Below are 13,100 nucleotides of genomic sequence, written 5' to 3' on the forward strand. Positions count from 1 at the left end.
CGGCGGCAAGATCCCGGGCTACGGCGCTGAAGCGAATCGGGAGAAGCTTTCTCCACAGGCGCTTTGAAAGGATGTTCAGGGACAGGTAGGCAAGATAATTCGCGACCAGCAGCCACATGATCGCGAAGTGCCATTGCAATGCGCCACCCAGCCAGCCGCCCAATGTCATGCTTGCGGGAAATTTCAGTCGCGCAAAGATTGGCGAGGCATCGTATATCTGCCAGCCGCTTGTCACCATCAGCGCGACTGCCACGGCATTGATCCAGTGTGTCGTGCGGACCCAGAGAGGCTGAATTGTCGTTCGGCTCATTTGCAGGTTTCGTGGAAGTTTTTCGTTGACGATCAGACCTGGCTCCATCGTTCCGTGGTCGCACCGTGATGGTGGGTAAACCACTCATGTGCGCCCCTATTCCACTGCTGCTGAGAAATTTCTCCTTACAGATTTCCAACGAATCTTGCTTCAGGTGCTGCGGAATAAAGGGTGCGGGTGGAACGTTTCCACGGTGTCCTCAGTACGTCAGTGCGGCGACGTCACGTCTTGATCGGGCACCTGAGCACATGCGACTGTTGCTCGCGGGGTCTGGCTCAGCAGCCCCGTGTCAGCATTAGGTTAGCGCGATGAACGATGAGCGACGATCTTGACCCTGGCGCAGCGTCACGCTTAAGCGAGCCGGATCTGCGCGCCCTATCGGCATTCGTCGACGACGAGTTGACGGCAGCGGAACACCAGGCGCTCGGGGCGCGGTTGACCATCAACCGGCGTGCTGCAAACCGCGTCGCCTGCTATCGCACGCAGCGGGCCGCCTTGCGTGTACTGTTCGCTGATCCTGCCGCGCAAACAAGCAGGTCGTACGTGGTGCTGCGCACGCGCACGTCCTGGTGGCATCGCATGGCGCTCGCCGTCAGCGCGTTCGCCGCCGGCGCCGCCCTCGCTGGCCTCGCTGGCCTCGCTGGCCTCGCTGGCGTGATTTCAACGCCTGTTACACCGCTATCGGCGCAGATGGCATTTGCCAGGCAAGCCGACCTCGCTTATGTGGTATACGCGCCCGAGCGGCGTCATCCGGTCGAGGTGACTGCCGCGCGCAAGGGAGCACTCGTCGACTGGCTCTCGAAGCGCCTGAATCGTCCGCTCTCTGCGCCGTCGTTACGGGAGTATGGCTACGCGCTGCTGGGTGGGCGGCTGTTGCCAGGCATAGCCGGACCAGCCGCGCAATTCATGTATGAGAACGGGGCCGGCGCACGGCTTGCGCTTTACATGAGTCCTGCCTCGCAACGCGAAGTTGCGATCCAGCTCCTGCGCGAAGGGGATCGCCGCACGTTCAGTTGGGCAAATGACCATATGAGTTACGCGCTCTCCGGGCAGATGGCAGAAGGGCAATTGCGCGAGATAGCTGTCGACGTTTGCAGCGAGTCTGGCGGGCATCCCGAAAAATGGAGGTAAAAGCGTGCCGGATTGCAACCCTGTCCGTCGACGTGGCTCGGTCACGGATCGTCTCAAACGACACGCAACCGTAATCGCGACGTTTGTCTGCGCTACCTGCGTCGCTGTCAATGTGAGCGCCGATCCAATCGGCGAGTCTGCTCCGCTCGGACAGTATCGACTCGATCCAGTCCGTTCGGGAGTGACATTCGACGTCGCAAACGTCTGGCACTCGAATCTCGCGATGCACTTCAGCCGTATGGATGTCCAGCTCGATGGATTCCAGGGCTTTATCGCGGGCCGCGTCACGGTGACGATCGACGCAACAAGCCTCGAAGCGAACGCACCGTTTGTCAGGGGAATTGTCGAAGGCGGCGACATGCTGGACGTGGCGCACTATCCGGCCATTCGCTTCGTCAGCACCCGCCTTGTCCAGACTGGTCCGTTTCATTGCCTTTTGACAGGCGATCTGACGATCCGCACGACAACGTCCCCCGTCACGCTCGCTGTCACCCTCGACGAAGACCCGCACGATCCGCCGGGCGCCCGCCAAACGCTGGCCTTCTCAGCCGACGGCCATTTCAGCCGGGCAGCGTTCGGGCTGTCGAAATGGCGTTCCGCTGTCGGGGATGACGTGCACATGAGGATCCGTGCCGAATTCGTCAGGGAGCGTACGGATCCGTGAACCATCACGCTGCCGTTTCACCCGAGGAGACCCGTCATGATCAAGCCCTTGCTGGACATCGCGGCCGCCGCGAACGCGCTCAGCATGTATCGGTAGATCGATGGCTACATCGAACGAGCCATCGTGTCATTTGAGGAAAGGCAGCATGCGCGAGAGCAGGCGGTCGCGATCGAGCCACTGGTGCTTGACGGCCGCGGCGACGTGTACGGCAACGAGTGCGAACAGCCCGTAGTTGAGCGCGATGTGAACCGTCTTGAACACCACCTTCAGCGCCAGATCGGGCCCGATGATGCGCGGCAGCGGGATCAAGCCCAGATAGACGACGGGCACGTTGGCAGCCAGGGTGTAGAGATAGCCGGTAACCGGGATCGCGATCATCAGCACGTAGAGCAGCAGGTGCACAACATGCGCCGCGCTGCGCTGCCAGGCGCTCATGCCGGCAGGAAGCTGGGGCACCGCATGGCTCGCGCGCCAGAGCATGCGCAGCAAGGCGAGCGCGAACACCGTCACACCAATCCACTTGTGCCAGGAGAAGTAACGCAGCTTGTCGGGCGTGATACCCGGGATGCGGACCATCACCCAACCTAGCGAGAAGCCGCAAGCGATCAGTNCCGCGATCAGCCAGTGAAAGACGATCGCCGTGCACGTGTAAGAGACGGGGGTGGCTGACGTACGCCGGGATGACATGGGGAAAAGACGCAAGGCGAACCCTCAGGAACAGACTCCAATCAGTAACCCGGCCGGCCCGCAAATCCCCTCGCGCGACCATGGCTGCGCCCGTGAACTGAATCGCCTCCGACAGCAGCGAGAGTTATGCGTGTCCATTAACTGATCACATTCTTGCGCCACGAAAGCCGGGCTTTCGACACGAAGTAAACGATGCCATCGGGTATGTTATTCCGTTGATAAATTCTCGCCCCTGGAGAACGAGAGGCGGAGAAGCGCACGGCGAGCGTTCCGAGCGCCCGCACGGCGATCCGGGACGTCGACAGGTTCTTGTCGCGCGATCGAATACCGTTCCATCGCGCCACCGGGATGTCATGTCGACGACCGATCAGGGTCGCACGCGCGTGTCCGCAAATACATGGCTCGCGGTCGGCGCCATGCATCGCAGATCCGGCACCCGGTCGTAGCCGCCTGGTCGATGCCGCTCCCCGCCTGGATACACGCCGGCGCGCTCCTGGAATATGCCTCCCTCCGCGCACGTTTACTGCACGTGTCGCGCGATGCAGAAAGCGTTCATGCCTTCGCACAGGCAGGGGCCATTGCGTGCGCAGCGAATTGCATGCGGCAATCGCCCCACGCCAGGCAGACGCGATATGTCGAAGCAAGGGAGGCCGCCATGTATGCCACTTACAGAATCACCATCCTCGCCAGTGTGATCGCACTCGGGATGACATCGCATCCAAGCTGGGCGGAGCAAACCGTCAACGCGACATTGCTGTCGAACTCGATCCAGCTCGGGACGCACAACGTGAAGACGGGTCGCATCACGCTTGAAGTCAGGAATGCTGCGGATAACAACATGGAACACGAACTCGTCGTGCTCAAGACGGATCTCGCGGACGATGCACTCCCCGTCAGCAAGGGAGAGGTGCTTGAGCGCAGGCTGAACAAGATTGGCGAAGTTGAAGGTATTGCCCCGGGCAAGAGCAAGCGCGTTTCATTCAGACTTGCGCCGGGCCACTACGCGCTGATCTGCAACAAGCCGGGACACTACGCAGCGGGAATGCATACGGAGCTTGTCGTGACACCGTAGGTTGACGCCAACGTCCAGAGCGACCCAAATCGCGCAGTTCGACTGTACTCGGCGGAAAGAGCAGCAAAAGTGCTGCTCGAACACGAGCGTCCAAGACGCTTCGAGTGTCCTGTGGTGCCACGCAGGGTATGGCAACGAGCGTGAACAGCCCGTAGTTGATCGCGATGTGATCCGCCTTGAACACGACCACAATGCCGAAAACGGTGGTGTAGAAAATGGTTCGCAGCGACCTTGGCCACACCGAGTGCCCCGATCCGGTCGCGGAATATTTCGAAGCCAACTTACGTTTTTATAGTGGAGCCGAAATGCAGATGCGATCTCATCAGGTTCTCGAGGAGAAACATCATGATAGATATCATGCTGCGCTCGTGCTCGCCGCCACCACGCTTGGCATTGCTCCGCTGAACAGCCGTGCCCACGAGACACGGTGAATCCATCGTCTTTCGCTCGCGACAGGCAATTTGCGCGACAGCCGAAAGGGAGGCCACATGTCACTCATCGTCGCAGCACGCTTTACGACATTCCCCGCAGCTGAAGACGCGGCACAACGGGTCATCACTGCCGGTTTCGTCGAGGAGGACGTCACACTGTTTTTCGTCAATCCGTCCGGCCAGCACGGATTCGAAACCATCAGCGACGCAAACGCGAGGGAGGCGCCGGAGGGTGCCGAGATAGGCGTCACGATTGGCGCAGTGGTTGGCGCCCTGGTCGGCGTCGGTATCTTCGCAGTGTTTTCGCCGCCGCTTATCGTTTCGCTGATGGCGACTGGGGTGAGTGCGTATGTCGGCTCATTGGTCGGCGCGATGGTGCGCACCCGTGAAGCCGGCAACGAAGAAACCCGTGAATCCGGCGTGCTGGTGGCCGTACACGTGTCGCCGGACAGCCAGTTGGACGCCGCACGGGTGCTGCGCGATGCGGGAGGCGCGGCGATCGAACGCGCGACCGGCCGCTGGCAACAAGGGCGGTGGGCCGACTTCGATCCGCTCAAGCAGCCTGTGCCGCTCAACGAATTCAGTGCGAAGCACGCCTGATTTAAAGGAGTTTTTCGCCGAGAGTTCCTCCGAGTCAATCAGGAGACAGAATATGCAACTTCACATGGATTCCCATCATTTCACCCACGGCCAGCTCGACTTGCGGGCCGCCGTGCTGGCAGGCGTCATCGCCGGCACTGTGTTCCTGGTGTTAGGGGTCGTCCTGATGGCACTGACGACTGGCGGCAGTCTGCTAGATCCCCCACGCATGGTCGCCGCGATCATTCTGGGACGAGGCGCATTGCAATCGCCGCAAGCATTCTCGCTTGGCATCGTGCTCGCGGCCTTTGTCGTGCATTTTGCCCTTGCCATCGTATTCGCGCTTGTCCTCGGTCTGATCATGACGTCATTCAACCTTGACTCAAGCATGGGGATGGCTTCACTGGCGGGTTGCGCTTTCGCTGTAGCCGCATACCTGATTAATTTCTACGGCATGACTCGGCTTTTTCCGTGGTTCGCAGAAGCGCGCAACTTGGCGAGCGTGATCGTTCACATCGTCTTCGGTATCATGGCAGCGAACCTGTACATGAGACTGGAACGCAACACATCACGCAGGGCCAAGGCGGTCGCGGGCGGGCCGTCGTAGTCCGGTGCCGTGCTGATCGACGATCAGGCTCTGGAATCCGGCGTGCAACGCAAACGGAGCGAAGCCCTACGGACACAGTGGGCCAGTTTCCGCCCTCGCGGTGCTGGCCGATGGCCGGCTTGCCTCCGGGTCGACGGACCAAACGACCAGGCTGTGGAACCCAGCCAATGGCGCGTGCGAGGCGACGCTCGAAGGGCACACCAACCATGTAGATCGCATTAAAACTGTTGCGACAATAAATGTGTCACAACGCGCCGGCCCCGGCCCGGAGCCGGCAGAGTGGCGTAGGCAGCGACCACGGCGAGCACGTCGCCGCTGCCTGCGAACTTCCGGTATCGACCTAGGGTGTGTGAAAACACGCTGATCGCCTAAACTGGATTAACTCATTCAGCACGGGTGACCGGATGAAGCGATTCATAGAAGGTGAAGATCGCAAGCAGGTGACGCTGCTTCCAGAGTGCCTGGATGATTTCGTTGCCGAGGACAATCCGGTCAGAATCATTGAGGCGTTCGTTGAAGAGCTTGACCTTGCATCACTGGGCTTCGATGGAGCGATGCCGTCGACTACAGGTCGACCGTCCTATCATCCGGGCGTGCTGCTGAAGATCTATATCTACGGCTACCTGAACCGGGTCCAGTCGAGCCGGCGCCTGGAACGTGAATGTCAACGCAATGTTGAATTGATGTGGCTCACGGGCCGTTTGGCGCCGGATTTCAAGACCATAGCCGACTTCCGTCGTGACAACGGTACAGGCATTCGCAACGTATGTCGCCGCTTCGTCGTTTTATGCCGCGAACTGAAGCTGTTCTCGCAAGCGTTTGTTGCCATCGACGGCAGCAAGTTCAAGGCAGTCAACACTCGTGATCGTAACTTCACAGAGGGTAAGGTCGAAAAGCGCCAGAAGCAGATCGAGGAGAGCATCCAGCGGTATCTGAACGCGCTGGAGACTGCCGATCGTACGCAACCCGCCGAGCTGGAAGCGAAGACGACCCGATTGCAGGACAAGATCGCGCGCTTACGCGAGCAGATGCGAAACCTTAATCAGATCAAGCAGCAACTCAAGACGCAGCCTGATGGCCAACTCTCGATGACTGATCCCGACGCGCGCTCCATGGCGACGAGCGGAAAAGGCTCGGGGATGGTCGGCTACAACGTGCAAGTGGCCGTTGACGCCAAACATCACCTCATTGTTGCTCATGAGGTCACAAATTCTGGTAGTGACCGGGCGCAGCTTAGCCCGATGGCGCGAGCCGCGCGCGATGCGATGGGCAAAACCAGATTGCAGGCAGTAGCCGATCGTGGCTACTACAGTGGGCCTCAAATCAAGCAGTGCGACGATGCGGGAATTGCAGTCATTCTGCCGAAACCGACAACATCGGGAGCGAAACACCACGGCCGGTTCGACAAGGCAGACTTCATCTACATTGCGCGGGACGACGAATACCAATGTCCAGCTGGAGAGCGGGCAATCTACCGTTACACCAGTGAGGAACACGGGATGCAGCTACATCGATACTGGAGTAGTGCCTGTTCGCAATGCAAGATAAAGTCACAGTGCACGCCCGGCGAACAACGACGGATAAGTCGATGGGAGCATGAGTCGGTGCTGGACGCAGTTCAACGTCGGCTGGACAAGACGCCTGATGCGATGACAGTGCGCAGGCGAACCGTCGAACATGTCTTTGGCACGTTTAAGCATTGGATGGGCTACACGCACTTCCTGATGCGCAGATTGCCTAACGTAGGTACCGAGATGAGTTTGAACGTACTCGCCTACAATCTCACTCGAGTGCTGAAAATCCTGGGCTTCAGCAAGACGATGAAGGCAATGCGGCGGATGGGCGCCTGAGCACCCCATAGGTCCAGAAACACATCTCTTCAATTCGCCAGAACGCATCGGAGAGGCTTGCCCTCTCGGAGTCGCCGTGATGACCTAAAAGGTAGCCAAACGCGCCGCTCGTGTCAGCGGTTATGCTTCGCATTGCAATTCCATCGGGTTTCCACACGGCCTCGACCCGGAGCGGCCGTTCGCACCTTTCCGAAGCAGACGTTCAGCGGTTCAGTTCGGTGTGCCAGAATTGACTTCTGCCGATGAAGTCGAAGGCTTCTGGCCACGATGGATCAAGGTCAGCCTCGATCTGAAACGCCGCGCCACCTGAAAAGCGAAGGCAAAGCACGTAAGCATCCGTTTGCGTGACAGCGACCACTGACTGGCCGATGAGCTCTACGAGTTTGTCACAGAAGCCAACTGTTCCCTGCCGGATTACGCTTTCTCTATCTGCAACTGCAGATCTGTTATAGACAGTGAACCGTTCTTCCTGGAAAACGAGTTGAAAATAGTCGTGGATGAATACAACCTGCGACAGCGGTTCAACGGGCACTAGCCTGCTATCCATGCGTCGTGCTCCTTGCACAGTAACCGACGACAATTTACCTAAGGGTGTCGAGCGGCAGACAGTGGCCGACCGGCACCCGTGCCTGTCTGCATACTAGAGTGACCGGGCGCTGACGTTGCCCAATCAAGGGATCGGACGCACAAATTCAAGCCCAAATCTCACGTTATAGACAACGAAGCGGTCTTCGGGTGTTATCACGAGGCCAGTGATATTCTCCCGCTGAAAGTCGTCTATACGCGATTCATCATCGACGCCAAGGCTGACGTTCAAAGCCCCGTCCACCTCAACTATGACCTTGTGGTCATAGTTTACAGTCGATCCTAAGCAGGTAATCGCGCCTCCGCTTACCACTAGCTCCGAAAGCGGATCATCCGCACCCACCCAGCGACCCTGCATTCGCGCTGGCAGCGGCTCATCACGTCCCAATCGATTCACGTTTTTCCCTCTTCATCGAGTGCGGAGAAAGGGATTGTCGACGATCCAAGCAGCCCTGTCGAATGTCTCAAAGTGGCCGCACTGGCACGTTCGTCGCCCAACGCTGCTCGTCCATCCTACCGCTGCTCCGAACTTCCGCAGTCGACCCCAAACGGCCAGTCGCATACATTTCGGTGCAACGGCCGCTTGCAAGGGCGGAATCGACGTTGAAAAGTCCGCCTGAGAGCACGGCCGAACGGCCGTAGATTGCCGATCTCAGCTGAGCCACATGTTCATACTGCCGATCTCGTCGTGCTCTCGAGGATCCAGGCGTGCGTCTGATCAAGCACTTCGTCGGAAAGCGCCGGATCCTGCGCCAGCCGCGCGAGGATCACGGCGCCGACCATCGCCGCATAGCTGCCAATCGCATTGCGCCGCACCATGGCAGCGTCGGGTTGAGGCGCGCTCGCGGCGAAGCGTTCGATTAGCCTGCGCAGTCCCTCCGCCATCGCGGCGCGCGCTTCGGGCGTCTGCCGCACCGTTTCCGCGCCAAGCGCCGCTATCGGGCAACCGCCGGCTACGTCGTCGCGATGGTCAGGCGACAGGTAGCTCGCCGCATAGCGCTTGAGGTCGGTGTCCGCACGCGCGCCTTGCGCCGTCACATACGTGAGCGTTTGTGCAATCAGGTCGTCCTTTGATTTGAAGTAGCCATAGAAGCCTCCGTGCGTGAGCCCTGCGGCCTTCATAACATCGACGACTGTCACCGCGTCAAATCCCTGCGCGCGAAACAGACGGCTCGCGGCGTCCAGAATCTTCTGCCGGTTCTCGGCAACTTGCTCTCGGCTGACTTTCATTTCCCCTCCAAACACTAGTTCTTGACATTATACATGTTGCCCATCATGATAACTTTAATCATGATGTTGATCATGATTAAAGTCTGACCATATCTAAAGGAGCAACAACCGAGATGACCACAAAACCAGCCGTACTCGTTACAGGCGCCTCTACCGGCATCGGCGCGATGTACGCCGATCGCTTCGCGAAGCGCGGCCATGATCTTGTCCTCGTTGCGCGTGATCGCAGCCGCATGGAGCATCTTGCCGCGAGACTGCGAGCCGAAAATGGTGTCGGTGTCGACATCATCAAGGCCGATCTCACCAACGCCGCTGAACTCGGTCAGGTGGAGGCACGCGTGCACGGTGACGCGAGCATCGGCGTGCTTGTGAACAATGCCGGCATGAGTGCGCCGGGCACCTTCGTCGAACAGACGCCAGACACCGTCGCCGCAATCGTCAATCTGAACACGACCGCGCTCGTGCGACTCGCTGCTGCGGTCGCACCGCGCTTTGTACAAGCGGGTACCGGCGCGATCGTGAATATCGCCTCCGTGGTCGGGGTCGCGCCGGAACTCGGACTGACCGTCTACGGAGCGACGAAGGCGTTCGTGCTATTTCTTTCACAGGGGTTGCAACTTGAACTCGGACCAAAGGGCGTCTACGTGCAAGCGGTGCTGCCCGCGGCGACACGTACCGAAATCTGGGCGCGCGCGGGCAAGGACGTCGACGCAATGCCCGGCGTGATGGAAGTCGACGCGCTCGTCGACGCCGCGCTGGTTGGTTTCGATCGTCGCGAACCGATCACGATTCCGCCATTGCCCGACGCCGCTCAGTGGGACGCCTACCAGGCCGCACGGCAGGCCATGTTGCCAAACTTCGTGCAGGAGCAAGCAGCGGAACGCTATCGCAACGTGTAGTGAGCGCGGCTGCGGTGTGGGTCACTGCGGGTCTTGCGGCGCCGACCGACGACGAGAAGCGTGCCCACGAACCGCCGGAAATCTTCGTCCAGGAAGTCAGGACGGCATTCAAGCCTCTGCGCCAGAAACTATTGGGAACGGAAGGCGTCGCCGTTCCGGCGTCATCCCTGCGGCGCTCGCCCGGAAATCTGAAATCCCTCACCACGACTACCCCCGGAGAAATGTCATGGCCGAAGTGAAATATCCCATTGATCGCACCGCTTACCTGCTAGTCGATCCCTATAACGATTTTCTGTCGGAAGGCGGAAAGGCCTATCCCTTTATCGAACCGATCGCCCAGAAGGTCGGCCTGCTCGACAACCTGCGCGGTCTGGACCGCGCCGTCCGTGGTCGCGGCATTCAGGTGGTCATCGTGCCGCACCGCCGTTGGGAGCCAGGCGACTACGAAGACTGGGACCATCCCAATCCCAACCAGCTCAAGGTCATGCACGGCCATCACTTCGCGCGCGGGGAATGGGGCGGCGAATGGCATCCCGACTTCGCCCCCAGGGGCGGCGACATCATCGCCAAGGAGCATTGGGGCTCGAGCGGGTTCGCCAATACCGACCTTGATTTCCTGCTCCGGCAGAAGGGCATCACGCACGTGATCGTCGCCGGCCTGCTGGCGAATACCTGCATCGAAGCGACTGCCCGCTACGCGGCAGAGCTCGGCTACCACGTTACGCTCGTGCGCGATGCGACTGCCGCCTTCAAGCCAGAGATGATGCATGCCGCGCATGAACTCAATGGCCCTACGTATGCCCACGCCATTGTGACGACGGACGAACTCATTGCCTCCCTGGAGCAACCCGCTTCGGCGCGGTGAGTGATCATTCCGCCAGGAGTGGCGAGCGGTCGAGACCTGCTCGCCCTGCAAGGCCGCGGACTTCCTGTGAGTTGCGCTGCCATTGTCAGCGCACCACTACTCGAAGGAAAGCGTTTCATGGACAAGATTCACAACATGCGTGTGTTTTCGCGCGTTGCCGAAGCCGGTAGTTTTACCGCAGTGGCCAACATTCTGGAGAGCAGCGTCGCGCATGTGTCGCGCGCCATTTCTCTTCTTGAGGACGAGTTGCGCGTCCGGCTGTTTCACCGGACAACGCGTCGCATCACGCTCACCGATGCCGGGAAGCGCTATTACCAACGCTGCAAGCAGATCCTCGCCGACATGGACTACGCCGACGCTGAAGCCGGAGATGCGTTGAACGACCCCTCCGGCATGCTGCGCGTCCATGCGATGCCCGGGCTTGGACAGACGCATCTCGCGGCTTGCATCGTGGCCTATCAGGCCCGTTATCCGAGCGTGAACATCGAGCTCGTGCTGTCGTCGACGATGCCAAGACTCGTCGAGGAACAGTTCGACGTATCGGTGGTGAGGGCAAATACGCTTCCTGACTCTGGCTATGTTAGCCAGGTGATAGGCACCAGCCGCAGCGTGCTGGTCGCTGCACCGTCGTATCTGGAGAAGCATTCCCTGTTGCGTTCGCCGGAAGATCTGGAAAGCCATGCGTGCGTGCGGATACAGTCACCTGCATCGGCGGCGGATGGCTGGCAGTTCGAAAGCGCCGATGGCGCCGTGCTGTCGAATGCTTCCAAGGCACGCTTCAAGGTCAGCGATGCGGAGGCCTTACGTGTGGCGCTACGCGCGGGCGCGGGCATCGGAGAGCTCGCCGCTTGTTTGGCAATCGACGACCTGCGCACCGGCACGCTGATCCGTATCTTGCCGCAGTTCCAGTTGCCCACTCGCAACGTTTATTCGATTTATCCTTCGCGTCACTATCTTGACGCGAAGATCCGCACGTTCGTCGACTTCGTCAAGGAGGAACTCAGTATGAGGATTTCTTCTCAGGAAGCCGCGCTCCAGACCTGAAATGATTCGCATCACTGATCATCATCTCCGATTGGACGATTTTACAGAGACGCCAAAAAGACTTTTACCGAACGCTGCCTTTTTCCTCCAAAGCTTCCTACCTAGACTAGGTAGCAAGGTCTTCCCAGTCTTTCTACTTCGACTCGATTCGGGGAGGCTGATCGAGGCGTCGAACAAAAGAGCAGAACGTGCCGCAATCGAAAGTTTGCTGCTGATGCAAGCCTTGAAGCGTTGCGTGTCCTCTCAGATTCGATTCAGTCTCGTTACCCGAACCGCAAATGCGTGTTTGCGTAGAAACCACTGACTGGAGGTAGGAAAAATGAAACTCGTTCAATCGTTCATCATCCCCGTTGTCGTTACTGCTCCGGCCGTATCGTACTCACAGCAGAACCAACCGTTTACTTGGGCCGAGGTACGTGAGCAACTGGTTTTACTAAAGAAAACCGGCTACAACCCCTCCAGCGATCACACCCAATATCCGAGGAACATCGAGGCAGCTCAAGCGCGCCTAAGCTCTGCAAACGCCCCGTCCACCAGCGGCACGTAGGTGCCTGGGTCGGCGGAGTAGGAACTTGTCGGACTCGGTCCGATCTGCGTGCCTCCGATAGCGCATCGTCGCTTAGATATACTAATGATGGAGATTTTGATGTTCAGTCATGTAGTGGTCGGGACCAACGACCTTAAAAAAGCCAAGAGATTCTACGATGCGGTGCTGGGCTCCCTTGGTTACGGTGAGGGTTTGATCCGGGACGCCGGCGGCTACCTCTATGTCGCCGACAATAGTTTTTTCATCGTGACAGGGCCGCTCGATGGTCAGGCGGCTACCCATGCCAATGGTGGCACGATCGGTTTTACCTGCCGGTCGACTGACCAGGTCGATCTCTGGCACGCCGCCGGGGTTGCCAATGGCGGCAAATCGGTCGAGGACCCACCTGGTGTGCGGGAGACCCCGGCTGTCGCGCTTTATCTCGCCTATTTGCGCGACCCGGATGGCAACAAGCTCTGCGCCCTGTACCGCATACGCGCTTAACGTACGCCGCAGTGCCTGCCTTTTGTCTCACGAGACAAGGGCGGCCGCCATCAATATCGCTTCGATCGTCGCCATTGCCTCGTAAGCCTGCACGCGCCGCAGGCTACCCGGTGTTA

Annotated in this window: 18 protein-coding genes; 13 read left to right on the forward strand and 5 right to left on the reverse strand. The window is 59.4% G+C overall.

Annotated elements, in window-relative coordinates; translation table 11 throughout:
* Positions 1-310: cytochrome b/b6 domain-containing protein (locus tag A3CW_RS0138140; protein ID WP_028208227.1), on the reverse strand; the 310-nt coding region annotated here is incomplete at its 3' end.
* A gap of 315 nt (positions 311-625) precedes the next feature.
* Here A3CW_RS0138140 and A3CW_RS0138145 point away from each other — a divergent pair.
* Both A3CW_RS0138145 and A3CW_RS0138150 read left to right on the forward strand, forming a co-directional pair.
* Positions 626-1,441, forward strand: a complete 816-nt coding sequence (locus A3CW_RS0138145; RefSeq protein WP_028208228.1) for an anti-sigma factor family protein — start codon at positions 626-628, stop codon at positions 1,439-1,441.
* Positions 1,442-1,553: 112 nt separating this feature from the next.
* Positions 1,554-2,105: a YceI family protein gene (locus tag A3CW_RS0138150; protein ID WP_281175170.1), complete on the forward strand. Its 552-nt coding sequence runs from the start codon at positions 1,554-1,556 to the stop codon at positions 2,103-2,105.
* Positions 2,106-2,231: 126 nt separating this feature from the next.
* On the opposite strand, the gene A3CW_RS0138155 is transcribed toward A3CW_RS0138150, so the two are convergent.
* On the reverse strand, positions 2,232-2,792 hold the full coding sequence (locus tag A3CW_RS0138155; RefSeq protein WP_028208230.1) for a cytochrome b: 561 nt from the start codon (positions 2,790-2,792) through the stop codon (positions 2,232-2,234).
* Positions 2,793-2,929: 137 nt separating this feature from the next.
* Complete coding sequence (locus tag A3CW_RS52765) at positions 2,930-3,214, reverse strand: hypothetical protein (RefSeq protein ID WP_154678165.1); 285 nt, start codon at positions 3,212-3,214, stop codon at positions 2,930-2,932.
* Between the two features lie 233 nt (positions 3,215-3,447).
* On the opposite strand from A3CW_RS52765, the gene A3CW_RS0138160 reads away from it, so the two are divergent.
* The 6 genes from A3CW_RS0138160 to A3CW_RS0138180 all read left to right on the forward strand — a co-directional run bounded on the left by A3CW_RS0138160 (position 3,448) and on the right by A3CW_RS0138180 (position 7,331).
* On the forward strand, positions 3,448-3,864 hold the full coding sequence (locus A3CW_RS0138160; protein WP_028208231.1) for a plastocyanin/azurin family copper-binding protein: 417 nt from the start codon (positions 3,448-3,450) through the stop codon (positions 3,862-3,864).
* Between the two features lie 215 nt (positions 3,865-4,079).
* A complete protein-coding gene (locus A3CW_RS52770) occupies positions 4,080-4,295 on the forward strand; it encodes a hypothetical protein (protein ID WP_154678166.1) in 216 nt (71 codons plus the stop codon).
* Positions 4,296-4,352: 57 nt separating this feature from the next.
* Positions 4,353-4,895 carry a membrane protein gene (locus tag A3CW_RS0138170; RefSeq protein ID WP_028208233.1) on the forward strand — a complete coding sequence of 181 codons (543 nt, stop codon included), beginning with the start codon at positions 4,353-4,355 and terminating at the stop codon, positions 4,893-4,895.
* A 52-nt stretch (positions 4,896-4,947) separates the two neighbouring features.
* Entirely contained in the window at positions 4,948-5,481 is a 534-nt protein-coding gene (locus A3CW_RS0138175) for a hypothetical protein (protein ID WP_028208234.1), read from the forward strand.
* A 22-nt stretch (positions 5,482-5,503) separates the two neighbouring features.
* Positions 5,504-5,845, forward strand: a complete 342-nt coding sequence (locus A3CW_RS54620; protein WP_081772004.1) for a WD40 repeat domain-containing protein — start codon at positions 5,504-5,506, stop codon at positions 5,843-5,845.
* Between the two features lie 40 nt (positions 5,846-5,885).
* Positions 5,886-7,331, forward strand: a complete 1,446-nt coding sequence (locus A3CW_RS0138180) for an IS1182 family transposase (protein WP_028208235.1) — start codon at positions 5,886-5,888, stop codon at positions 7,329-7,331.
* Positions 7,332-7,533: 202 nt separating this feature from the next.
* On the opposite strand, the gene A3CW_RS0138185 is transcribed toward A3CW_RS0138180, so the two are convergent.
* Together A3CW_RS0138185 and A3CW_RS0138195 are read right to left on the reverse strand one after the other, a co-directional pair.
* On the reverse strand, positions 7,534-7,878 hold the full coding sequence (locus A3CW_RS0138185; RefSeq protein WP_028208236.1) for a restriction endonuclease subunit S domain-containing protein: 345 nt from the start codon (positions 7,876-7,878) through the stop codon (positions 7,534-7,536).
* Between the two features lie 707 nt (positions 7,879-8,585).
* Entirely contained in the window at positions 8,586-9,146 is a 561-nt protein-coding gene (locus tag A3CW_RS0138195; protein WP_028208238.1) for a TetR/AcrR family transcriptional regulator, read from the reverse strand.
* 113 nt (positions 9,147-9,259) lie between these two features.
* Between A3CW_RS0138195 and A3CW_RS0138200 the strand changes: the two genes are divergently transcribed.
* From A3CW_RS0138200 to A3CW_RS0138220, 5 genes are all read left to right on the forward strand, one after another.
* Positions 9,260-10,045, forward strand: coding sequence for an SDR family NAD(P)-dependent oxidoreductase (locus A3CW_RS0138200; protein WP_028208239.1), 786 nt, complete (start codon positions 9,260-9,262; stop codon positions 10,043-10,045).
* Between the two features lie 226 nt (positions 10,046-10,271).
* On the forward strand, positions 10,272-10,910 hold the full coding sequence (locus A3CW_RS0138210; protein WP_028208241.1) for an isochorismatase family cysteine hydrolase: 639 nt from the start codon (positions 10,272-10,274) through the stop codon (positions 10,908-10,910).
* 117 nt (positions 10,911-11,027) lie between these two features.
* Positions 11,028-11,954, forward strand: a complete 927-nt coding sequence (locus A3CW_RS0138215; RefSeq protein WP_028208242.1) for a LysR family transcriptional regulator — start codon at positions 11,028-11,030, stop codon at positions 11,952-11,954.
* Between the two features lie 319 nt (positions 11,955-12,273).
* Positions 12,274-12,501 carry a DUF4148 domain-containing protein gene (locus tag A3CW_RS51570; protein WP_081772005.1) on the forward strand — a complete coding sequence of 76 codons (228 nt, stop codon included), beginning with the start codon at positions 12,274-12,276 and terminating at the stop codon, positions 12,499-12,501.
* A 99-nt stretch (positions 12,502-12,600) separates the two neighbouring features.
* Complete coding sequence (locus tag A3CW_RS0138220; protein ID WP_028208243.1) at positions 12,601-12,984, forward strand: VOC family protein; 384 nt, start codon at positions 12,601-12,603, stop codon at positions 12,982-12,984.
* The last annotated feature ends 116 nt before the right edge of the window (positions 12,985-13,100 follow it).

The sequence above is a fragment of the Paraburkholderia nodosa DSM 21604 genome, from assembly GCF_000519185.1.
GTDB classification, from domain to species: Bacteria; Pseudomonadota; Gammaproteobacteria; order Burkholderiales; family Burkholderiaceae; genus Paraburkholderia; species Paraburkholderia nodosa.

Excerpts from the sequence above, each read along its gene's own strand:
- A3CW_RS0138145 (WP_028208228.1), top strand. The coding sequence starts at position 626 with ATGAGCGACGATCTTGACCCTGGCGCAGCGTCACGCTTAAGCGAGCCG.
- A3CW_RS52765 (WP_154678165.1), bottom strand. The coding sequence starts at position 3,214 with ATGCATGGCGCCGACCGCGAGCCATGTATTTGCGGACACGCGCGTGCG.
- A3CW_RS0138160 (WP_028208231.1), top strand. The coding sequence starts at position 3,448 with ATGTATGCCACTTACAGAATCACCATCCTCGCCAGTGTGATCGCACTC.
- A3CW_RS52770 (WP_154678166.1), top strand. The coding sequence starts at position 4,080 with ATGGTTCGCAGCGACCTTGGCCACACCGAGTGCCCCGATCCGGTCGCG.
- A3CW_RS0138170 (WP_028208233.1), top strand. The coding sequence starts at position 4,353 with ATGTCACTCATCGTCGCAGCACGCTTTACGACATTCCCCGCAGCTGAA.
- A3CW_RS0138175 (WP_028208234.1), top strand. The coding sequence starts at position 4,948 with ATGCAACTTCACATGGATTCCCATCATTTCACCCACGGCCAGCTCGAC.
- A3CW_RS0138180 (WP_028208235.1), top strand. The coding sequence starts at position 5,886 with ATGAAGCGATTCATAGAAGGTGAAGATCGCAAGCAGGTGACGCTGCTT.
- A3CW_RS0138185 (WP_028208236.1), bottom strand. The coding sequence starts at position 7,878 with ATGGATAGCAGGCTAGTGCCCGTTGAACCGCTGTCGCAGGTTGTATTC.
- A3CW_RS0138195 (WP_028208238.1), bottom strand. The coding sequence starts at position 9,146 with ATGAAAGTCAGCCGAGAGCAAGTTGCCGAGAACCGGCAGAAGATTCTG.
- A3CW_RS0138200 (WP_028208239.1), top strand. The coding sequence starts at position 9,260 with ATGACCACAAAACCAGCCGTACTCGTTACAGGCGCCTCTACCGGCATC.
- A3CW_RS0138210 (WP_028208241.1), top strand. The coding sequence starts at position 10,272 with ATGGCCGAAGTGAAATATCCCATTGATCGCACCGCTTACCTGCTAGTC.
- A3CW_RS0138215 (WP_028208242.1), top strand. The coding sequence starts at position 11,028 with ATGGACAAGATTCACAACATGCGTGTGTTTTCGCGCGTTGCCGAAGCC.
- A3CW_RS51570 (WP_081772005.1), top strand. The coding sequence starts at position 12,274 with ATGAAACTCGTTCAATCGTTCATCATCCCCGTTGTCGTTACTGCTCCG.
- A3CW_RS0138220 (WP_028208243.1), top strand. The coding sequence starts at position 12,601 with ATGTTCAGTCATGTAGTGGTCGGGACCAACGACCTTAAAAAAGCCAAG.